We start from the raw sequence: 19765 nt of genomic DNA, 5'->3' as shown, positions 1-19765 counted from the left end.
TCTATGGCAATTTATTTTTCATTCTGATCCCTCATCAGATACGAAACGAGCGCCCGCTCTCCTGGTTCGACAGGAGACTGAGCGCTCGTTTTCGTCATTGTGTACTTCCGCCGAAAGCCTCCACGCCAGCTCAAAGCCGGCGATAAAGCTGTCGAGGGAGGTCTGTTCTCTGATGGAGTCCTGTGCATCGATGATCCGCAGCACCAGCTTGCGCTCCGGTTTTTCCAAAGCCGCAATCAACGCTTTGTGGCACTCCTCCACCTCATTCTCCTGTTCGTCCAGCTCCGGGCGGGTATAAAAGTGATCATACAGCTCTTTGAGCAGTTTGTTTTCCATCGTCATCATCTCCTTGCGACCCAAACATATACCACACTTTCCGCACAATAGCTATCAAAATTTCAGGAGGTTGTCCAGAATATCTGCCGCTTGCCGCAGTTCCTCCTGGGATGCTTCGTTGGGATTGTTTTCGCTTTTGACGGCTGGACAGGTCAGATAAGGGGCGTAGTTCTGTCGCGTCATGGAAGTGCGGAAATGCCCCAGCATCTGCGATACCTCTTCGGTGCCCATCCCATTTTGCAGGGCGAGGACGGCACAGGTGTGCCGGAGATCCGCGAAGCGGATGTGGTCCAGACCGGCTTCCTTGATGATCTCATTATGCATCCGGCGCACCATCTGGGACGAGTAGGGCCTCTGCGTGGCCGGGTGCATGAACATGAGCGGGTTGCTGGGGTGCCTGGCGTGTTCCATGCGCAGGAGCTCAACGACTTCCTCCGTCAGGCTGACGGTCCTGGTGCCGCCTTGGTATTCCACCAGCTCCCGCCGCTCCACCGCGCGGCTCTCCGAGATGGTCAGCGTCCGCCCCTTAACATCCAGATCGCTCCATTTCAGTGCAATCAGCTCTCCTTGCCGGAGCCCCGCCGTCAGCGCCAGCAGGAACATGGGGAGGTAGCCCAGCCGCTCGGCTGCGTCCAGATAGTCCTCCACCTCTGTTGGCGTCAGCACATTGGCGCTGACCTTCTTGGGCTTTGGATAGCGGAATGCACGGGCGGGATTGTCCGTTATCAGGGCGTCCCGGATGGCCTGATCCAGGCACTGCTGGAGCAATCGGTGGATGTGCCGCATGGCGTGTTCGCCCAGCCCTGGGTATTCGGGGCTTTCCGGGCGGTGGCCGCCAAACCGCCTTCTCTCCTCCAGAAAATCGCCTACTTTCTCCACAGTCAGCTCCTCCAGCGGAATCTCTCCCAGCCTGGGAAGGATGTGATTCTTGAAGAGATACCCATGGGCCGCGTAGGTGGTCGGGCGGCTCTGGTTCTTGTCGTAGACCTCCTGCCAGCGGAGGATATACTCTTTCAGCGTCATATCCCCACCTCCATGCATTGGCGCTGCAGATTCCGGAAGGCCACCCATGGAAGCCCCGCCTGTTTGAGTATCCGCTTGTGGAGGTAATAAAACTCGTGGAGCTGATACGGCGCTCCGGTCTTGGGGTTGAGGAACACATAGCGGCCGGTTTCCGGTATGCCCTCCAGAAGATGCTCCGCCTTGCGGTTGAGGGCCAGGAGACGCTTGCCCTTGAGGATATACCGGCAGCGGATATGAAAATCGGCCCACGACAAGGTGATGAGTTCACATTGCCGCAGGCCGCTGGAGAGTCCTGCGTAGATAAGTGGGAGCACGCCAAGCTGTTCCGCCGCGTTCAAATATCGCTGGAGCTGGCCCAGGCGCAAGGGGGCCGTTTTATATTCCTCGGCCTGCGGCTCCTGGCAGAGCCGTACCGGGTTATAGGGGATCAGCTGGCCACGGGCCGCTTCGTCCATACAGCGTCGCAGGAGCAGGTGGACGCACCAGACGCTTCTGGTGCTGAGTCTCTGGCTCCGCAGGCTGTCATAGAAGCCGGTGACAGTGTTTTCAGACAGCTCCGCCAGCGGGATGCTCCCGATCCCGGGCAGGATGTGCCGGTAGATCAGGTTGCGGTATCCGCCCACGGTGCTGCCGCCCCATCTGCTCTGGTTTTCGCAGAACCAGCGGTCGCACCACTGGCCTACGGTGCAGCTGTTTTCTTTCTGCATATCTTCGCCTCCTTTCGGCAACCGAACAATACCACAGAAAGAGGGAAATAGCTACTACTTTATTGCCCCGTGGAGGTCACATCTGTCCCCATAAACTACGGAGTCTGCCAGTGCCGTATTCCTTGTTTAGGCGGCGCATATTTTGTGCCGCTTGCGTTCTCTGCCTGTCTTACGACTCTGTTTCATAGGGCCAGGTGTTGATGCCGCCGAATTCGTAGATGCCGGTGTAGCCCAGCTCGGCCAGCGAGGAAGAGGCGGTCTTACTGCGGTTTCCGCTGCGGCAGTAGACCAGTACCGTGGAATCTTTCTCGGGGATCACCTCGGCGGCGGTCGTTTCGTCAATGGTACCCACCGGCAGCAGCACAGCGCCGGGGATGTGGCCGCTGTCGTACTCGTCCTGCTCCCGCACATCCAGGATGATGACCTCCTGGGTATCCATCATCTCTTTGGCCTCTTCTTGGGTGATCTGCTGGTAGGCATCGCCCGCGGCAGTCCCGCCGCATCCGGTCAGCAGGAAAAGGGCAAGCAGAAAAGGAATGATTCGTTTCATTTAAGCTCCTCCAAAAGTCCAGCGGCAAAAGCCTTGTGGCCCTGCTCTGTGAAGTGTACGCCGTCATAGGCCAGGGGGATGTCCCATTTCCCGGCATCGGCAAAGCGGATGCCCAGCCGCTCCGCCAGTACCTGGCAGAGCCGTGCAAAGGTGCGGGAGTCCTCAATGAGCTGTGGGGTTGGCACCCACTCGCCCATAGCCATTGGCGGCGGTGCGATCAACAGGATCTTGTTGCTGTTCAGGGAAATGCCGGAGAGAAACCTCTCCAGCCGCTCGGCGGCCTGCTCCGGGCTTCGCCCCTGGAGCAGATCGTTGGTACCCAGCATGACAATCAGTAGATCCGTGTCATCAGGGAAGGCGGGCGCGGCGGCTGGAATCTCCCGGCCGTTTTGACCCATGTTGTAGATATCCCAGCCGGTTTCGGCAGCCAGAATATCCACCCACCGGCAGTTCGCGTCGTAACGCCCGCCGAAATATCCTCGGGGATCGTAGCCATATGTGTTAGAGTCGCCGAAGCAGATGATTTTCATTCAGCAATAATACCTCCTTTACAGATGGGGTATTACTCCTTATGTATCAATTCCCCAAACTTTTTTCAGCCGCTCTACAGTATATACCCACTTTTGATCTCTGGGTCGGCAAACCGAATTCTGGTTTCCGAAGAAGCCAATCTCCTTAACTGCCTGTGTTTCCAAAACAGTTTTGATCCAGTCGACCTGCACGACATATTCTGCATTTGCGGGGTCATCATTGGAGTACAGATAATTACCTTGGGTTTGCAGCGATGAAAATCCAACTTGCTGCCCATCTACAGCAAACAGCACATCTTTTGCCTGTTGGACTTCTTTTGTAACAGTTCCAACTCCTACATAGCCAGTATGCGGGATGTTAACCCAGACTCGATCCCCAGGGCTAAGTAACTTCAAAGTGTTGGAGTACCAAGTACCACCTCCCGCGGAAATAAAGCCATACTTTCTGGCGTCTGCCCAAGAGCGCTCACCGCTGCCAAATGATACATAGTATTCCTGATTCCACTGACGGATCGATTTAGGGTCCGGCCGCTGTTCTTCTACGTTTTCCTCAAACCAAGCCCGGCTGATCAGGCGCTTGGAGCCACAAGAAACCACTCGGAAAAACATAATATTAATATCAACTTCATACTTGTCCCGCAGATAGCGAATAATCCGCTCGGTGCTGTCATCCATTTTTGCGGCGACAATTACCATTTTGACATTATTGTTAATGCTGTCTTCTTCTAATACTGTGCCGTACTTCTTCTTGTATGCTTCATTCAGTGTTTCATGTCCGTCAGAAAACTGCAGATATTGCTCCGCTAATTCCTCCAACGTCAAATCAGCTATACAGGAAGCATAATCAATTGCCTGAGCTGTAACCTCTCTTGGCGTCAGCTCTTTTTTCAATTCTACAACAACCAGATCCCCATCGTGATCCATGCAGAGTAAATCTATGTATTTCCCCGCAATTGTGCGCACCTGTCGGCCAATTAGGAGCCAATCCGGATTTAGAATTTCTATGTGCTCTGCGAGCAAGTCCTCTAACTCTTTTTCGTTGGTCAGTTCTGCCGGCTGCAGTTGAATTTTATCATCTAAAGACCATATCACTTGCGAAATTGCCAATGTGACCACCGTCCCATCATAGAGTTAATAAGTGCCTATTTCAGACGCTGGAAATAACGCTCCAGCTTTTCATCACAGATCCGCTCGATCTCCTGCCTCTCCTCTCGAGTCAGCTTCTTCCAAACCGACTCATCCATCTGGATCACGCCCAGTGTCTTGGTGTGGTGGAGCATCTGCATGTCCTCAAACCGCTTGAAGGGGTTGGACAGGATATTCCGCTGGGCCTGGGCATCAGTATAGCCGCCTTTGGCGTAGATACTGTTGACCTTTTCCGCCACCAGTCCAGCCGTCCGGCGGGCCTCGTAGAACTCCCGGAAGTAGGTGACAATGTCGCTGAGCTTTACCCGTCCCTTGTCATCGGCAAACAGCAGGACGGCTTTGAGCAGAACCGGCTTGTAGGAGTAGCTCATGTCCATCTGACGCACCATATCCAGAAATAAATCCTTGCGGTTGGAGTCGTCGATCAGTGTCCAGCCGTACTGCTCCGCATACTTCTGGAGCGTTTCCTCTTTGAAATATTTGAACGTCCGATGCTCGCTCATGGGCACCACCAGATCGGGCACCAGCAGACCCTCACGGACATACCGCTCGATGGTCTCCGTCTGCACATCCACCCGGCGGACAAACTCCATCTGGGAGATCATGCCGGCGGCCTCCTCTTGCCAGTTGAAGATGTCCACCAGTTCGTAATCCAGGGCGTCCACCGGCCAGTCGATGAGGGCGTCCGGGCGGTCGCCCTTGTCATAAAGCCCCTGCTCGGCGGTTTTCTGCTGTTTGGTGCCTAAAACCAGGGCGCCGGGCTTGTATTCCTTCAGCCGGAACAGCCGGTGCATGGAGTAGGGCATATTGTACTGGCTGGCGTTGTCCACAAAGTCAAACACCATCAAACTCTCCTTGCCGGGGGACAGCCGCATGCCGCGGCCCAGCTGCTGGGTATAGAGCACCTTGGACATGGTTGGCCGGGCCATGAACAGGACTTCCGTGGCCGGACAGTCCCAGCCCTCGTTGAGCAGGTCACAGGCGCACAGCACCTTGGTCACGCCCTGTTCAAACCGGGCCAGCACCTCCCGGCGGTCGCTGGCTTTGATCTCGCCGGACACGGCCTCGGCAGCCACACCCGCGGCGTGGAGCCGTCCAGCAATCTCCTGGGCATGCTTGACGGAGGCGCAGAAGATGACCGTCCGCTTGTCCTTCACATACTGGATCCAGGTGTCCACGATGAGCTGGTTGCGCTCCGGCACATAGATCTTGCTCTCCAGGTCCCGGATGTTGTACTGGACGCTGTTGAACCGCACCTTGGTCAGATCAATGTTGGTGTGGATGCGGATGCACCGCACCGGCACCAGCTCGCCGATTTCCACGGCCTTCTGGATGTCCAGCTTGTGGGCGGTGTTCTTGAAGATGTCCAGGATGTTCTTGTCGTCGGCTCGCTCTGGTGTGGCGGTCAGGCCCAGGGTGAATTCCGGCGTGAAGTAGGACAGGACCTTCTGATATGTATCGGCGGAGGCGTGGTGGGCCTCGTCCACGATGATGTAGCCGAAGTCATCCGGCTTGAATCGCTCCAGATTCAGAGCTACACTCTGGATGCTGCCGCAGACCACAAAGGCATTGCCCTGCTTCATGTTCTCCACATAGCGGCCCACCGTGGTCCGGGGCCACAGCTCCCGGAAGGTCTTGGTGGCCTGATCCACCAGCTCCACCGTGTGGGCCAGGAACAGCGTGCGCTTACCGAACCGCTTGGCATCCATGACTGCGGTCACTGTTTTACCGGTTCCGGTGGCGTGATAGAGCAGCGCAATGGTCTCGAAGTGGCAGCGCATTTCCTCCAGAGACGCCAACGCCTGCTTCTGATGTTCCTTCAGCTCCAGCTGGGAGCCATCCAGGGACTTGCCCCGCTGGGTGGGGAGGTAGTCCTCGATCTCCTTAAAACTGGGGTGCTGACCCAGGAAAACCCGCAGTTCGTCCTTGACGGTTTCCGGCTGTTGCTGCATCTGCCGTACCGCCCAGCGGTACACATCCCAGCCCAGATAGATCATACTGTTCTGTTTGAGCAGGTCGTCGTAGAACTTATTCTGGGAGACCAGCTTGGGGTTGTGGGAAGCCTCGTCATCTATCTCGATAGCCACCTTCCGTCCGCCGTTTTCAATCAGAAAGTCAGCAAACCGGCTGTTCTGGTAGATGTCGGAGAAGGGGTATTGGGAGTAGAGATAGCCGGCCTTTTCGGCACCGAAGGTGTCGGAGAATAGTTCGATGAACAGATCTTCGGCACTGCTGCCGGAGGCGGAGCGGTAGGTTGGCATAGAGGTCACCTCGGTTTCCTGTCAAGGTATGTATCTGAAATCTTCCCAAGAGCCACTAATCTGGATTCAATGGCTCCTCTGCTTCTGCCGTGCTCCTTAGCAATTGCAGAAGTCGTCATTCCTGAGTCAAATTCGTCAAGCAACTTTTCTTCCTCAATCTCCGTCCATGGTTTTCCAGCATTCCGAGGCAGACTTTTTTTCTTGGGAGAAGGAATCACATTCAAAACTTCATGAAAAGCTCGAATCATTTCAGGCTGATTGCATACATGGTTTTGAGGTAAAAGTTCTCCGGTAAACGGATCAATGCCGTCAGCCAAAGCAGACAATAACTCTTTTGCTCTTGCAATATCCATTCAGCAACCCTCCTTTACTTCCCTTAGCAAGATTTTCTTTTCAAATCCACCCCGTTTGGCGGCCTTGTCTGCCCGCACCTGCTCCAGCTCTCCCAATGTCCAGCCGCGGGCCTTTACGACAGCCTGCATAACCTCCAGAAGGTCAGCCAGTTCTTCCAAGGATTTGCTCTCCTGGTATTCCGCCAGTTCTTCGTTCAGCTTCTGGTCCAGAAGGGATATGTAGTCCTCATCAGAAAGCGTTTCACAGATACAGGTTTTTCCATCCGCTTCGATGATCTCAGGGATGCGATCGCGCACCAGTTTGTGATAGGTTTTAGTAGGCATCCTTTAGCTTCCTCAAAATCTCCACATCCGCAGGGCAAAATTCATACTGATCAATCTCATCTACCATGATCCAGTGGATATCATTGTGCTCCAGTTTCTGGGGTGTGCCCTCTCGGATGGTGGCATGGAACAGCGTCAGATGGACCGTCAGATCGGGGTATTCGTGAATCACGTCCATAAACACCTCGCCCACATTCAACGTGACTGCCAGTTCCTCCTGACATTCTCGAATGAGAGCCTGCTCCTTGGTTTCGCCTGGCTCTACCTTGCCGCCCACAAATTCCCACGGCAGCCCTCTGGCCTTGTGAGCCGGGCGCTGGCAAATCATAAATTTGTCCTGATCCCAGATCAGCGCTGCAACTACCTCAGTCATTCTTAATACTCTCCATTGTGATTACCGGCCTCTCCTAATTACTCTGTTAAAAATACTTCCTGTTCAATTGTAACGCCGTATTCCAATATTTTTTTCATGGCCATATGGAAAATCGGATACTGATCACAGGCGAGGGCAGTCTGAACAGTCTTCAAGTAATGCTCTGAACGCACGAGTCCGGTACCATGATACGTTGTCACATCTTCGGCAGACATTCGCATCGGCGTCAGCGTAGGGAATATGCCCTTCAGGCGTTCAAACATTTGGAATCCGCCTAAATCAATATCTGCCCAAAAAACGGTCTCGGTCTGGTTTTGCAGTGCGGCGGCCATCTTTCTAAAAAACTTGCACTTTTGTGGACTTAAAAAGCCACCGTGGTAAACCACAAGTTCCCATGGACGCAGTTCAGACAACACGAATTCATCGTAGTTGGTCTTGTTTTCGATAAAAATCACTTTTCGAATCGCACTCATGTCAAAAGACTGTATGGTGTCAACACCTGAGCTTGGCAGCGCCAGGCCATACGGAGCCGCAGCGGCCACGGAGATCTCCCCCTGTTCAGTTTGGATGACGCAGTTTCCGGTAAGCTCATAGAGCTCCGGACGGGCATAGATACCCAGATAGGCCAGCTGCTCCCGCTCGCCCAGTTCACTTTGCTCACAGGCCTCTATCAATCCGGCACAGTACGACAAAGCAATCCGCAAGAACGAATCTCGCACCTCTCGCTCGAAGGTTTTAGTGTTCTGGTAACACTTTCCGCTGAAGGCGCGCATGGTAATGGATTCCCCACTCAGAGCATCGTACACCACAAATGCAGTCAGCAGCTGATCCAGCAGCACCAGATCCTTCTTGCAGTAGGGCGGCACTCGAAGGTTCTCTTTTGCCTGATGGCAGATGTCATCTCGCCACGCCAGGATCCAATCTGTCGTAACGCCAGAAAGCCTTGCGGTCATACGCTCTATTACAGTTTGCGCCAGTTCTTTGGGATGTGTGCGGCCTGTCAGCTGATAACACTCCGCAAGGTGTTCTAAATTCAGTACCACACAAGAAAGAACCGGGCGTCCGCTGACCCACTCTGCAGAGATCAGACCATGGGCTTTCAGATCGTTTACTACATCGTTCCATGTGTCTCGAATTTGTGCATCTTCATAAGCATACTCCGGAAATTCGTGTTTTTCAATCCGGAGCATCACCCGGCGCGTGGAGGTACCCGGCTGCGTCAGATGCTTACTTTTTTCATATTTGTCCAGCAGATGGGACAGAAGGATATTTTGTTTCATCCCGGCATGATCTCCTTCCCCCAAGCCTTGACACGCATTTGATATCTCTCTTTTATCACCAAGTGAGTACGGTCCGCCAGAGGCATAATATCTGGCAGCTTGTCCGGGGGCGTACAGATAATTGCCTGCAATCCCATTTTCCGCAGGAGACGGACGCTTTCTATAATGCGGTCACTGTCCATTTTGTTGAATGCTTCGTCAAACACCACCAGCCGAACAGTGTTACTGGCCAGAGTAGAAGAATTGTTTACCTGGTATAGCTGCGCAAAAGAAGCCAGTACGGCAATATAGAAGGGTGTCTGGGTCTCACCGCCGGACTTGGTATTCAAAGTCTGGGAAAGTAACTGCCTGGAGCCGTTTTGATCTGTGGTTTCCAAATCAAATTTCAGATAGGTTCTAAAGTCGGTAAATCGTTCGATATTTTGCTGAAGCTCGCTCTGCTTCCTGGCATTGACCTGGGTATCATCCGACATGGCAATTTGGCTGAACAAAGTTTCCACCAGATTTCCGTATTTCTGCTGGAACGGCAGCGTGAACAAGCCGCCATCCCCTTCCATCAGCTCCGGTGCCATAATCATATCATAATAATCAGCGTAGTCTGGGTTGCGGTCTATTTTGAACTGGTACTGGTCTGTGCCAAACTTTGCCTGCTTCAGCGCCTTATTGAGATTCTTAACCTGTCTCTCCACCTGCTCGATGCTGGATTTCAGCTTGTTTAAAAAATCGTTTTTGAACTGTTCCATAGCACTTTCCCGGGCGGCCTTGATTTTCTCTCGGTATTTTGGCAATTCATTTTCTTCCAAAACCTGTCGCTCTGATTCATATTCTTCGTTGTCCATAGCATCCACCCGGAAGGGGCAGGGCTTAAACTGCTCTGCATAGTCCTGCCTTGCCCGAAGCAGTTTCTCCCTGGTCTGTTCCTGCTCATTGATAGTGCGAGGCAGTTGATCGCTGAAGTTCTTATGTACCGCTGCTGCTCGTTTCAGACGGGCAAGCTCCTGCTCATACCGAGGCAGACCTGTCCGCTCTTGGTATTCCTGAGAAAATGTCTCGGAAATGCGATTTTCCAAATCCTTGAGCTTTTGACGCTGACCCGGCAAGCGTTCCTCTTCTAACTGGCGGATCTGGGCCTTCAGTTGCCCCCGCTGATCCACTGTGTCTTGCTGCCTGTTGCGTAGCGTCTTGATCTCACCAATCAGGCTTGCAATGGTCTGCCGCTGTTCATCCAGCCAAAGCAAATTCAGCTGGGAAAGCTGTTCCTCCGTTTGCGCAATTTCTTTTTTGATTTCCAGGCTGCGCAGGTAATCATTCAGTTTTTCCTGTACCGTACTCTGTACGAAAAACTGGTTAAACAGTGGTTCTTCCTGCCGTTTCAACACCTGCAGAATGGGCGTCCAATGTTGGATGCACTCCTGTGCCCGCTCCAGCTCCGCCTCCAGTCTCCGGATCCGCAAGGCTACGGCGCGGCGACCAATAAAGGCGTCTTCCATCCACGCACGGCGTAGAGGGCGGGTCACATACCCTTGATACAGCATACCTTCGGCTGTGATGGCCGTCTTATGGCTGCGGAGCTCCTCCACTCGCTCGCAGCACACCACCCGTCCCAGCAGATAGTCAATATAGCTGCGAGCCAGATCATTTTCCGTTTCCACCTTTTGGGCCAAACTATTCTCCAGGGGTTGGAGTTTTTCCTTTTCCCGCAGTTTACCGATGTCCACAATGCCAAAAGAGCTTTGACCGAACTCCTCCTTGATTAAATCGTAGAGTTTCTGCGCCTCCGGGTAGCAGGCTGGCTCCACCAGCAGATAAAACTTCTGGGTGTTGAGATAGCCCTCCACTGCACCACGCCAGGCCTCTTCCTTCATTTCCAATACATCAGCCAGGATTGGCACCTCCACCGGCTTGCCCATCTTCTGTTCCAGTTCCATGCTCAGGCGCTTTTGTAGCTGGAGCAGACCCCGAGGATAGTCTTTGATGTTTTTACGCAGATTGGCTAATGCGGCTTGTTTTTGATCTGCTTCAGCCTTGTATACGCTCAAACGATCTTCCACCTTGTGGGCGGCATTTCGAATTACAGTGGTGAGCTCTGCCACCGCAGCCTGGGCTTGCTCAAAGAGGGAAAGTGGACGGGCAAACAGCTGCGAATCTGCATCCTCCAGGGCCGCATATACCTTTCCTGCCATCTCCGCAGCTTGCTGTACCTGCGTTATATCTTCTTCCATCTCCCAAGCAGTGATATCCCCGCATAAATGTTGGATGCGACTGGTTTCCCGCCTGATTTCCAGCGTCAGGGCTTGTATGCCCGACAGCAGTCGTTCCTGTTCCTGCAGCAGCGTTTTCTTTTTCTGTCGAAGCTTATCCTCCTCCTGAAAAACATCGCTTTGTCTTACCGCCAGCTCCAACTCCTGCCGCCGTTCCTCTTTTTCCTCGATCTCCTGGGAAAACACCTTGATATGCTCCTCTGCCTTCTGCAAGGCAGCTTCACTATCTCGCAGTTCCAGTTCTGTGTGATCGATGGCAAACTGCTGCGCTTCCTTCTCCGCCCACAGAGACAGAAAAAATTGAATGTGCCACCGGTCAATGGCTTGCTGCCAATCCTGGTACAGCCTCCCGATTTTCCGCAAAGCCTCCAGTTTTTCCTCCTGACGCTGTGCCAGCTGCTCATGGCGCTTGTAATCCCAGATATTCTGCTGCATAGCCTCGATATCTGGCTTTTGAGGGATATCGCAGATATTCTCTGTAATAAACTTTTGGATGTCTACAATGGGGCGAAAGGAGATGGCCTTCTTCATCATCCGCATAACCTGCTCGTTATGGACATTCCACTTTGCCAGCAGATCTTCCTGGTACTGCTTATGGGTATCATAAAGTTTTCCCCGCGTACCGTACTCTTTCAAAAATACACGAAGAGTAGGAATATCAATGGCCTCGCCCTGTCGTATAAAGCAGTCCTCCGGCAAAGCCCCATCATACAGGAAGAAGCGGTCTTGCCGGCTTCCGTCGCTCCGACAGTCGAAGATGACGCCGCTGACAAATTGCTTACCCTCCACATCATCCAAAAATTCACAGGCAATAAAGGTGGAGTAATTCTTCCCGCGCCTGGAATTGGGGTTATTTTCGTCCATATCAGCCCGCAGGTATCCGTCCAGTGTCCGCTGAGACTTCTCATTGGCTGCCTGGTTGAAGTTCCGGGCGTTGGTCTCACCCAGAAGGACGATTTGAAGCGCATCGATCACAGTGGATTTTCCTGCTCCGTTTTTTCCTGTCAGGAAATTGATATCCTCCACTTCGATGAGTTCTTTGGCAAAATAGAGCCAATTAATCAGTAGAATCTTCTTCAGCTTCTTCACTTTCCTCCTCCTTTCTCAGTACTGATACAATGGCATTTAGTTTTTCGCTGGAAACCGCAGAAAGGACGGTGGGCAATATAGCAAATCTACAACTGCCCTGGTTATATTTCCCCTCGATCCGTTGGATTACCGAGTGGTTATCCAGCACTGTAAGCGCTCGCTTCACATCATCCATGTTGGGCTTTGCCGGTAAGATGGCATAGTCTGTCACTACTTTTTCCAAAAGATCCCGAACAGAACAGACGGCGTCCTGCGCCAATCCCAGTCGCTCAAGGTTTTCCTCATAGAGCATACGGATTGCCAGAAGGATAGCGGTTTCTTTCTTGTTCAAATTGCAACGATTGGCTTCGTCTGTGTTCAGAACATAAAAATACCCGTTCAAATCGTCCTTGCGCAGATCCCAATCCAAAAAGGCCAAATACTCCTGTATCGCCTCAAAGTGGGCAGAGAGAAACACATAGTCCGGATTGTTGACCCGCCCCACCCCTGGTTGGTACACGGTTCTTACCACATAGGTGCGGCTGAGGAGCTGATTGCAGACGGCCTTGAAGCGGTCGAGTTCCTTTTGTGTTGCAGTACCAAACCACTCGAAACTCATTTCTTTCCCTCCTTGCGCGTAATTTGAAGCTGTGGAATGGTGTATGCATTTTCGGTAAATGTGCCTTCCAGCTCTCGGACCACAAAGCCCGCCTCGGGATCGCGACCAGTGAGCACAGCCAACATACTCATAATATAAGCCCGATCGTCCGACAGCCCCATATCTTTAGAATAGCAAACTCCACGATCTCCCAGCCATTTTTCTACGTATGCCGCAATGGCGGACCGGCCATACTCTGTTCGAAGTAATTCCAATACCTGCGCCTCTGCCGCTGCATCCAGTTCTGTTTCCTCGATCAGCACCGGAGCTGTCTTCGTCCGTTTTCCGGGTCGCTTTCGATACCAAAGGCTCTTATAAGAAAGGAAAGACTGTCCATAGATCTGAAATGCAGGCTGGATCCGATCCACCAGCTCGGAATCTTGATGTTTTCCTCCAAGGGCATTCAGAAGGTAATTGAGATTTCCACGAACAGAGAAATCGCGATTTGTCAAATTCTCTAATTTCTGTGTCGTTGCTCTGGTATATCGGCGCACCTGGCGATCAATCTCATCCAGATACTCCGATTCGATGCTGTCATAACAGTCCTTTACCTCAAAAATCTTTTGCAGCAGATCCCGCCGACAGTCTGCCAGTGCGGTACCCCGCCGATCCTGTAACGCTGCGTTCGCAAGAGCTGCCAGCAGCGCATCATCTTCGGCCCAGTTTGTAAGGATTGTCTGGATTGGAACCCGGTACTTTGGAACTGAATCCTTAATTTTCAGAGGCCGAATATAGGCCTCTACCACTTTCTGCCCAAAATCATCAAAATGTGAGGCCAGAACATCATTCACTTCCTGCATCTTCATTTGTAATTGAAAGAAGTGCTTTACGTTGTGATAGACCATTTGAAGCAGTTGGAGCAGTGCCTGGGTATTATCGTAGGCATTGTAAACCGCTGCCATCTTGTCATAGATGCTGCCGCTCTCATCGGCCACTTTCAGGGTGGAGTACGTGCTGAACACATAGGAATAGCCGCGAATAGGGCTGTCATCCCGCAGTTGATGGAACAGCTTCAGAAGGGAGCTGCTGTAGCCAGGAACTGTAATATATTCATCAAAGTCCTCGCTGCGCTCTTTTTCGAACCACCCTTTGCTGTATAATTTACGAATCAGAAATCTGGCACGACCTGAAATATCCCTCAGTTCTTCCTCATCAATGTCCTCCCCCTCAAATGTAGCATCGGCCAGCTGCTGCTCCAATTTGCTGCGAAGCATGGAGTACAAGACATGCTCTGGGATTTTCAAATTATCTCGGTATGCTTCCCAAAGCACATCAAGTGCGTCAGCATACAGTGCACGATTTGGCGAAGCCAAAACAGAAAATAATTCAGTTGGGATACGCTCAAATAGGTTCATCGCAATCCCTCTCTTATAGGAGAAATTTATGACTGGAATTCTAATCAAACTTAACGATCGACCAGATATTATATTTGAAAATGGGACTTTCTACGGTGGATTACATTGTGGGGAATGCTTGTCTGTTTTTAAAGAAAATGTAGGGTGGGTCCCAGTGCGGCTGGAATTTACCGACGACTGGGTGTTGGTGGATGGCGGCAGGGCCAAAATATTCCCAGTTCCGTATGGAGACCGCGTCATGCTGTAAGTGTACTATCCCACCACCAATTTATTGGTTTTTTTCAAAAACTTCGCCGGAATTGGCCGTTCCAGCTTCCAGGTGATATTCATGGGTCTGCTCCCCTCGTGCTTCACATAGTCGGCCGCCCCCAGGAAGGTGTAGGCCGCTGCACCTCCTGTGATCCGGTCGGCCTTAAACTCCCGGACGAACAACAGCACTTTGCTCCCCCATTCCCGGTGATGGATATACCGCTGTCCAGTGGGTGAATCTGCCGCCGTGGTGCTCTGGCTCTGCCAATGGAACAGGCTCTCATTGATGGAGTAGTCGTTGTACATGGTGGTGGGCGAGTAGTCCTTATCCGCCTTATTCAGCGTCACAAAGAACACGTCCAACTGTTTCTCCGGCAGCCACTTCACGCCCTCACGCACTGTGGCCGGTTTCAGGAAATCCAGTGCCACCAACAGCTGGTCCCGGGTATAGGTGCAGTGGAGATCCAGCGGGCAGTCAAAGCCCAAGTCCACCGGCTCGTCGATGAAATCGATCTGTTCATACCGATAGCGGAGCAGGGCCAGAAGCTCCCCCAGTAGTACAGGGCTGTCCGAGAGAGCATACAGATTGTCCAGCACCTCGTCGGATGCCCAGCTCTCCGCCGCCTTGCCCCAAACGGTCACATAGAACATCTGGAGCATCCTCTGCTCCAGCTCACTCAGCGCCGCGAAGTCCACATCGTCCAGATGGGGCAGCAGGTCCAGCAAAAAGCGTATCCACCGTCGGGAGTCCACAACGGCCAACCGGCCAAAGGCTTTTGTCAGTGTTTCCTCCATCGGTTCGCTGAAATCCTCCATCACATCCGCCCGGGCGCAGATGCGGGAAAAGGAGGAGAACCTGTAAATTGCCCTGGGGTCCAGGTGGTAATACTCCAGAAAGTTGGCCAGAGTCAGCTCCAGCCCGCTGTCCTCCGCAAAGCTGGCCACTCGGGATACCAGCCCGGCGGTATTGCCGTAAGAGGCACGGATGTTCTCCAGAATATACTTGGCGGCCTTCTTCTCCAGCTGTATGTAACAGCCCTTGGGTGCGGAAACAAACCCGTCCTTGATCTCCCGGGTCACACTGCAGGTGGTATTGCTCAGCAGGGCGGCAAACTTGTCCTCGAAGTTGTACCGCTTGTTGGCCTGGCCGATAAAGTCCAGCACCGTCAGGCATTCCTTATCCTCCGCCAACCGCAGGCCACGGCCCAGCTGCTGGAGGAAGATGGTCAGGGACTCAGTGGGCCGCAGGAACAGTACGGTGTTGACCTCCGGGATGTCCACACCCTCGTTGTAGATGTCTACCACGAAGATAAAGCGAACCTCACCGCCTACCAGCCGCCCTTTAGCGTTTTTTCTCTCCTCATCGGAGGATTTTCCAGTCAGGAAAATGGAGGGAATTCCGCGGTCGTTGAAATAGCGACACATAAACTCCGCATGCTCAATGGACACGCAGAAGCCCAACCCCTTCACCTCGTCGATGTCGGTCACATACTTGAGAAGGGAGGACACCACCAGGTCGGCGCGGCGGTTTGCCACGGCGCCGCTGAAGGTGTAAAGCTTGGAAAGCTCCCCCTTATCGTAACCGCCAGCGGTCCATTTCAGCGTGTTCAGATCCACCGTATCGGTGACGCCGAAATACTGGAAGGGGCACAGCAACTTGCGGTCAATGGCCTCCGGCAGACGGATCTCGGCGGCGATCCGGTTATTGAAGTAGGGCAGCACGCTCTTGCCGTCCATGCGTTCCGGGGTAGCGGTCAGGCCCAACAGGATCTGGGGCTGGTAGTAGGACAGCAGCTTCTGGTAGGTGGGCGCTGCCGCATGGTGGAACTCGTCCACCACGATGTAGTCGTAGAAATTCGGGGCGGTCTTGGCGGCAAAATCCTGGGAGTTGAAGGTCTGAATGGACAGAAACAGGTGGTCAATGCTCTCTGGCCGGTAGCTGCCCACAAACAGCTCCCCGAAGTTGGCGTCCTTCAAAATCGCCCGGAAGGTGTACAGGCTCTGCCGCAGGATCTCCTCCCGGTGTGCTACGAAGAGCAGCCGACAGGGCTTGCCGGGGTGCTGTTTGCAAAATCGCTTGTAGTCCAGCGCGGAGATCACCGTCTTGCCGGTACCAGTGGCGGCCACCACCAAGTTGCGGATGTAGCCCCGGACGGCGCGCTCCGCCTCCAGCTTGTCCAGGATCTCCTGCTGGTAGGAGTAGGGCGCGATATCCATGGTGTACACTTCGGCGTTGTTGGCGTCGAAGTATTTTTCCGCCTTCAGCGCCCGGGCCAGCCGTTCCTTTTGATCCTCGGAGTAGTACTCAAACTCGCTGGAGTTCCAGTAGCTCTCGAAGGTGGCGGCAATCTTGTCGATGGTCTCCGGCAGATCCCGGCGGGTGACCTTCACATTCCACTCCAGACCGCTGGAGATGGCGGCATTGGACAGGTTGGAGGAGCCCACATAGGCCGTGGTGAAGCCGGTGTCCCGGTAAAAGACATAGGTCTTGGCGTGGAGCCGGGTGCGCTTGGTGTCGTAGCTGACCTTGATTTGGGTGTTGGGCAGGGCACGCAGCTCCTCAATGGCTTTCACATCGGTGGCCCCCATGTAGGAGGTGGTGATGATCCGTAGCTCTCCTCCGTTTTGGGTGAACTCCCACAGCTCGTCCATCAAGAGCCGCAGGCCGCTCCATTTGATGAAGGACACCAGCATGTCGATGCGGTCGGCGGAGACGATCTCCTTTTTCAGCTCTGTGTACATCTGGGGCTCATGGATGGCCCCGGTGAACAGGCTGCTCTGTGCGATGGAGGTCTCCGGCCGGCTCAGGTCGGCCGCGGTTTTACCTACCGCCAGCCGGGGGTCTTGCTCCCGTAAAAGCGCAAGAAGCTGCTCTGCCCGCTGGTCAACGCTCAGCGCGGCAAAGTCAGCTTCCTGGGTTGTGTTCTGGATGAGAGTCACGATCTGGTTGACGAGGCTGATCTGCGTGGAGATATCTCCGCCGTTATCCGCCACATTCTCCAGGCCTTTTTGCACCACATCCGCCAGATACTGCGCCAGCACCTTGGAGGCCTCCGCCTTGTCAATAGGCGCAAACGATTTACGGGCGTCGGGAATCTCCGAAAGCTCGCGGTTCAGGGCAGTATTGATGATTTGTTCGTAAATGCCGGGAGATAGCATATCGTTCACGCTTCCTATCTTCGCTTTTAGGATGTATATTGTACTTAGTATAACTGCAATTCTAAAATCCCACAAGGACGGATTAGCAGGTAGCAAGAAAACGATCCTGCTTTTACCGCACCCCAATTTCCCACTATTAGAGCTTAGTTTAGCATAATCCTTGTCCAATAAACAGGACTATCACCTTTGTTGTAGTAGAAAGCGGATGATATAAACAATGTACACCTTCACGATAAACGAAAAAACGGTATCCATTTTCCCGAGTTTGGAAGCAAATGCCCCTATTATCTACCTCAACACCTTCTCCGGCGAAGAGCAAAAGGTGTACGAGGCCGCGCAGGCTGCTGGCTGCCCGCCGTTCACACTGGTGGCTATCACCGATCTGGACTGGAACCACGATATGGCCCCCTGGGATAGTCCATCCGCTTTCAAAAACGCGGACCCCTGCACCGGCGGGGCGGACGACTATCTGCGGCTTCTGACCGAGGAGATCATTCCGGCGGCAGAGAAAGAGATTGGCAACGTTCCTCGTTGGCGCGGCATCGCCGGGTACTCGCTGGCCGGGTTGTTTGCCCTCTACGCCATCTACCGGACGGAGCTGTTTTCCCGGGTGGGCAACATGTCCGGCTCCCTCTGGTTCCCCGGAATGAAGGCGTATATCTTCTCCCATGAGCCAAAGCGTCGGCCGGACTGCATATACTTCTCCTTGGGAGACAAGGAGAGCAAAACCAGGAATCCGATCCTGCGCACGGTTCAGGAGAACACCGAGGAGATATGCGCTTATTACCAGCGCAGGGGGATCGACACGGTGTTCCGGCTGAATCCTGGCAACCACTTTGTCCAGAGCGTGGAGCGCACCGCGGCCGGTATTGTCTGGATGCTGGGCCGGTAAGCCTTGTCGAGCCGGATGTTTACCGTTATACTGGCAGCAGGAAGGCATTGTGAGAGCAGTGCCGCGTTGCAGTGACAAACACATACCATGCACACAAGGGAGAAAAGGCCGATGAATACACCTACATTGGAAACGGAGCGGTTGATTTTACGAAAATTCACAGAGCAGGACATGGACGCGCTGTTCCTGATTCTTCAGGATGAAGAAGTCAATCGGTTTCTGCCCTGGTATCCAGTGAAAACCATGGACGAAGCCAAGCAGTTTTACGAGGAACGATACGCGCCGATCTATGCCCAGCCCCGCGGGTATGCCTATGCGATCTGTCTTAAAGAGCGCAACACCCCAATTGGCTACATAAACGTGGCCATGGACGAACATCACGATTTCGGCTATGGGCTTTCCAAGGAATATTGGCACAAAGGAATCGTCACGGAAGCGGGCCGGGCGGTGATCGCGCAGGTGAAAAAGGATGGTTTGCCCTATATCACCGCTACGCATGACCGAAACAACCCCAGAAGCGGCGGTGTGATGCGAAACGTGGGTATGAAATACCAATATTCCTACGAGGAGCAGTGGCAGCCGAAAAACATCCTGGTCACATTTCGGATGTATCAGCTGAATCTGGACGGAGAGAAAGAACGGGTCTACAAAAAATACTGGGACAGCTCGGACGTTCACTTTATCGAGGCGGGGATATAATGACCATGCAAATTCGAAAACTACGCCCCGGCGACGATCTCTTCGCTGTCAGCCGGGTGTACGAGGAGAGCTGGCGGGAAGCGTATCGTGGACTGCTCCCCCAGGAATATCTGAACAGCATCCCGTTGGGAAAATGGGTCCCCTATCTGGAACAGGCCGGCCGGGAGTCACTGCTTTTGCTGAAGGGAGAAAAAATCGTAGGCACTGCCAGCTGCTGTGCCAGTCGGACGCCGGAGCTGGCAGGCTGGGGTGAGATCGTTTCCCTCTATCTTCTGCCCGAATACTGGGGGAACGGCTGGGGAAAGGCACTGCTTTCCGCCGCAGTGAAGCAGTTGGAATCCATGGGCTATCGTGACCTTTTCCTGTGGGTACTGGAGGGAAATCAGCGGGCCAGAGCTTTCTATGAGTGCATGGGATTCCGCCCCAGCGGAGCCTATACGGAAGATGAGATCGGCGGGATGCCGGTGCGGGAAATCCAGTACCGCTTAGAAAGGACGGACAATTTATGCCGACTTCCCAAGTGACCGTCCATTTCCCCTGC

At 53.4% G+C, this 19765-nt stretch carries 19 protein-coding genes; 4 read left to right on the top strand and 15 right to left on the bottom strand.

From position 1 onward, the window contains the following. Positions 1-18: 18 nt before the first annotated feature. The 14 genes from ACKTS9_RS14670 to ACKTS9_RS14605 all read right to left on the bottom strand — a co-directional run bounded on the left by ACKTS9_RS14670 (position 19) and on the right by ACKTS9_RS14605 (position 14225). The gene (locus ACKTS9_RS14670) at positions 19-336 is read right to left on the bottom strand and encodes a DUF6809 family protein (RefSeq protein ID WP_407881686.1); all 318 of its coding nucleotides are present in this window, start codon (positions 334-336) and stop codon (positions 19-21) included. A 54-nt stretch (positions 337-390) separates the two neighbouring features. Continuing rightward, positions 391-1359, bottom strand: a complete 969-nt coding sequence (locus ACKTS9_RS14665) for a tyrosine-type recombinase/integrase (protein ID WP_407881683.1) — start codon at positions 1357-1359, stop codon at positions 391-393. Then, complete coding sequence (locus ACKTS9_RS14660; protein WP_407881681.1) at positions 1356-2066, bottom strand: tyrosine-type recombinase/integrase; 711 nt, start codon at positions 2064-2066, stop codon at positions 1356-1358. The genes ACKTS9_RS14665 and ACKTS9_RS14660 overlap by 4 nt, the downstream gene beginning before the upstream one ends. A gap of 169 nt (positions 2067-2235) precedes the next feature. Further along, the gene (locus ACKTS9_RS14655) at positions 2236-2616 is read right to left on the bottom strand and encodes a rhodanese-like domain-containing protein (protein ID WP_407881679.1); all 381 of its coding nucleotides are present in this window, start codon (positions 2614-2616) and stop codon (positions 2236-2238) included. Continuing rightward, entirely contained in the window at positions 2613-3146 is a 534-nt protein-coding gene (locus ACKTS9_RS14650; RefSeq protein ID WP_407881675.1) for a GDSL-type esterase/lipase family protein, read from the bottom strand. Before ACKTS9_RS14650 ends, ACKTS9_RS14655 begins: the two co-directional genes overlap by 4 nt. Positions 3147-3185: 39 nt before the next feature. Continuing rightward, positions 3186-4253 (bottom strand): endonuclease NucS domain-containing protein, encoded by a 1068-nt coding sequence (locus ACKTS9_RS14645; RefSeq protein ID WP_407881673.1) that lies wholly within the window; start codon positions 4251-4253, stop codon positions 3186-3188. Positions 4254-4288: 35 nt separating this feature from the next. Beyond that, a complete protein-coding gene (locus tag ACKTS9_RS14640) occupies positions 4289-6553 on the bottom strand; it encodes a DEAD/DEAH box helicase (protein WP_407881671.1) in 2265 nt (754 codons plus the stop codon). A 5-nt stretch (positions 6554-6558) separates the two neighbouring features. Continuing rightward, on the bottom strand, positions 6559-6906 hold the full coding sequence (locus ACKTS9_RS14635; RefSeq protein ID WP_349214838.1) for a hypothetical protein: 348 nt from the start codon (positions 6904-6906) through the stop codon (positions 6559-6561). Next, complete coding sequence (locus ACKTS9_RS14630; protein ID WP_349214840.1) at positions 6907-7230, bottom strand: nucleoside triphosphate pyrophosphohydrolase; 324 nt, start codon at positions 7228-7230, stop codon at positions 6907-6909. After that, positions 7220-7603 carry a (deoxy)nucleoside triphosphate pyrophosphohydrolase gene (locus ACKTS9_RS14625; RefSeq protein ID WP_349214842.1) on the bottom strand — a complete coding sequence of 128 codons (384 nt, stop codon included), beginning with the start codon at positions 7601-7603 and terminating at the stop codon, positions 7220-7222. Before ACKTS9_RS14625 ends, ACKTS9_RS14630 begins: the two co-directional genes overlap by 11 nt. Before the next feature lie 38 nt (positions 7604-7641). Further along, positions 7642-8883, bottom strand: a complete 1242-nt coding sequence (locus ACKTS9_RS14620; protein ID WP_349214844.1) for a Wadjet anti-phage system protein JetD domain-containing protein — start codon at positions 8881-8883, stop codon at positions 7642-7644. Beyond that, a complete protein-coding gene (locus tag ACKTS9_RS14615) occupies positions 8880-12233 on the bottom strand; it encodes an ATP-binding protein (protein WP_349214846.1) in 3354 nt (1117 codons plus the stop codon). The genes ACKTS9_RS14620 and ACKTS9_RS14615 overlap by 4 nt, the downstream gene beginning before the upstream one ends. Continuing rightward, positions 12202-12831 (bottom strand): DUF4194 domain-containing protein, encoded by a 630-nt coding sequence (locus tag ACKTS9_RS14610; RefSeq protein ID WP_407881666.1) that lies wholly within the window; start codon positions 12829-12831, stop codon positions 12202-12204. Before ACKTS9_RS14610 ends, ACKTS9_RS14615 begins: the two co-directional genes overlap by 32 nt. Then, entirely contained in the window at positions 12828-14225 is a 1398-nt protein-coding gene (locus ACKTS9_RS14605) for a Wadjet anti-phage system protein JetA family protein (protein ID WP_349214083.1), read from the bottom strand. Before ACKTS9_RS14605 ends, ACKTS9_RS14610 begins: the two co-directional genes overlap by 4 nt. Positions 14226-14253: 28 nt before the next feature. On the opposite strand from ACKTS9_RS14605, the gene ACKTS9_RS14600 reads away from it, so the two are divergent. Next, on the top strand, positions 14254-14472 hold the full coding sequence (locus ACKTS9_RS14600; RefSeq protein WP_349214085.1) for a DUF5348 domain-containing protein: 219 nt from the start codon (positions 14254-14256) through the stop codon (positions 14470-14472). A 5-nt stretch (positions 14473-14477) separates the two neighbouring features. Here ACKTS9_RS14600 and ACKTS9_RS14595 read toward each other — a convergent pair whose 3' ends face one another. Then, complete coding sequence (locus ACKTS9_RS14595) at positions 14478-17633, bottom strand: DUF3427 domain-containing protein (RefSeq protein ID WP_349214122.1); 3156 nt, start codon at positions 17631-17633, stop codon at positions 14478-14480. Between the two features lie 217 nt (positions 17634-17850). Here ACKTS9_RS14595 and ACKTS9_RS14590 point away from each other — a divergent pair, with 217 nt between their 5' ends. The 3 genes from ACKTS9_RS14590 (at position 17851) to ACKTS9_RS14580 (ending at position 19748) form a co-directional block, all read left to right on the top strand. Then, positions 17851-18525 carry an alpha/beta hydrolase gene (locus ACKTS9_RS14590; protein ID WP_407881662.1) on the top strand — a complete coding sequence of 225 codons (675 nt, stop codon included), beginning with the start codon at positions 17851-17853 and terminating at the stop codon, positions 18523-18525. Positions 18526-18636: 111 nt separating this feature from the next. Next, the gene (locus ACKTS9_RS14585; protein WP_407881658.1) at positions 18637-19224 is read left to right on the top strand and encodes a GNAT family N-acetyltransferase; all 588 of its coding nucleotides are present in this window, start codon (positions 18637-18639) and stop codon (positions 19222-19224) included. Continuing rightward, on the top strand, positions 19224-19748 hold the full coding sequence (locus ACKTS9_RS14580; protein ID WP_407881656.1) for a GNAT family N-acetyltransferase: 525 nt from the start codon (positions 19224-19226) through the stop codon (positions 19746-19748). The genes ACKTS9_RS14585 and ACKTS9_RS14580 overlap by 1 nt, the downstream gene beginning before the upstream one ends. Positions 19749-19765 lie beyond the last annotated feature (17 nt).

Origin of the sequence: Owariibacterium komagatae (assembly GCF_045865535.1) — a bacterium.
GTDB classification, from domain to species: Bacteria; Bacillota; Clostridia; order Oscillospirales; family Ruminococcaceae; genus Ruthenibacterium; species Ruthenibacterium komagatae.
This window is presented reverse-complemented; position numbering and strand designations above follow the sequence as displayed.

Excerpts from the sequence above, each read along its gene's own strand:
- ACKTS9_RS14670 (WP_407881686.1), bottom strand. The coding sequence starts at position 336 with ATGGAAAACAAACTGCTCAAAGAGCTGTATGATCACTTTTATACCCGC.
- ACKTS9_RS14665 (WP_407881683.1), bottom strand. The coding sequence starts at position 1,359 with ATGACGCTGAAAGAGTATATCCTCCGCTGGCAGGAGGTCTACGACAAG.
- ACKTS9_RS14660 (WP_407881681.1), bottom strand. The coding sequence starts at position 2,066 with ATGCAGAAAGAAAACAGCTGCACCGTAGGCCAGTGGTGCGACCGCTGG.
- ACKTS9_RS14655 (WP_407881679.1), bottom strand. The coding sequence starts at position 2,616 with ATGAAACGAATCATTCCTTTTCTGCTTGCCCTTTTCCTGCTGACCGGA.
- ACKTS9_RS14650 (WP_407881675.1), bottom strand. The coding sequence starts at position 3,146 with ATGAAAATCATCTGCTTCGGCGACTCTAACACATATGGCTACGATCCC.
- ACKTS9_RS14640 (WP_407881671.1), bottom strand. The coding sequence starts at position 6,553 with ATGCCAACCTACCGCTCCGCCTCCGGCAGCAGTGCCGAAGATCTGTTC.
- ACKTS9_RS14635 (WP_349214838.1), bottom strand. The coding sequence starts at position 6,906 with ATGGATATTGCAAGAGCAAAAGAGTTATTGTCTGCTTTGGCTGACGGC.
- ACKTS9_RS14630 (WP_349214840.1), bottom strand. The coding sequence starts at position 7,230 with ATGCCTACTAAAACCTATCACAAACTGGTGCGCGATCGCATCCCTGAG.
- ACKTS9_RS14625 (WP_349214842.1), bottom strand. The coding sequence starts at position 7,603 with ATGACTGAGGTAGTTGCAGCGCTGATCTGGGATCAGGACAAATTTATG.
- ACKTS9_RS14620 (WP_349214844.1), bottom strand. The coding sequence starts at position 8,883 with ATGAAACAAAATATCCTTCTGTCCCATCTGCTGGACAAATATGAAAAA.
- ACKTS9_RS14610 (WP_407881666.1), bottom strand. The coding sequence starts at position 12,831 with ATGAGTTTCGAGTGGTTTGGTACTGCAACACAAAAGGAACTCGACCGC.
- ACKTS9_RS14605 (WP_349214083.1), bottom strand. The coding sequence starts at position 14,225 with ATGAACCTATTTGAGCGTATCCCAACTGAATTATTTTCTGTTTTGGCT.
- ACKTS9_RS14600 (WP_349214085.1), top strand. The coding sequence starts at position 14,254 with ATGACTGGAATTCTAATCAAACTTAACGATCGACCAGATATTATATTT.
- ACKTS9_RS14595 (WP_349214122.1), bottom strand. The coding sequence starts at position 17,633 with ATGCTATCTCCCGGCATTTACGAACAAATCATCAATACTGCCCTGAAC.
- ACKTS9_RS14590 (WP_407881662.1), top strand. The coding sequence starts at position 17,851 with ATGTACACCTTCACGATAAACGAAAAAACGGTATCCATTTTCCCGAGT.
- ACKTS9_RS14585 (WP_407881658.1), top strand. The coding sequence starts at position 18,637 with ATGAATACACCTACATTGGAAACGGAGCGGTTGATTTTACGAAAATTC.
- ACKTS9_RS14580 (WP_407881656.1), top strand. The coding sequence starts at position 19,224 with ATGACCATGCAAATTCGAAAACTACGCCCCGGCGACGATCTCTTCGCT.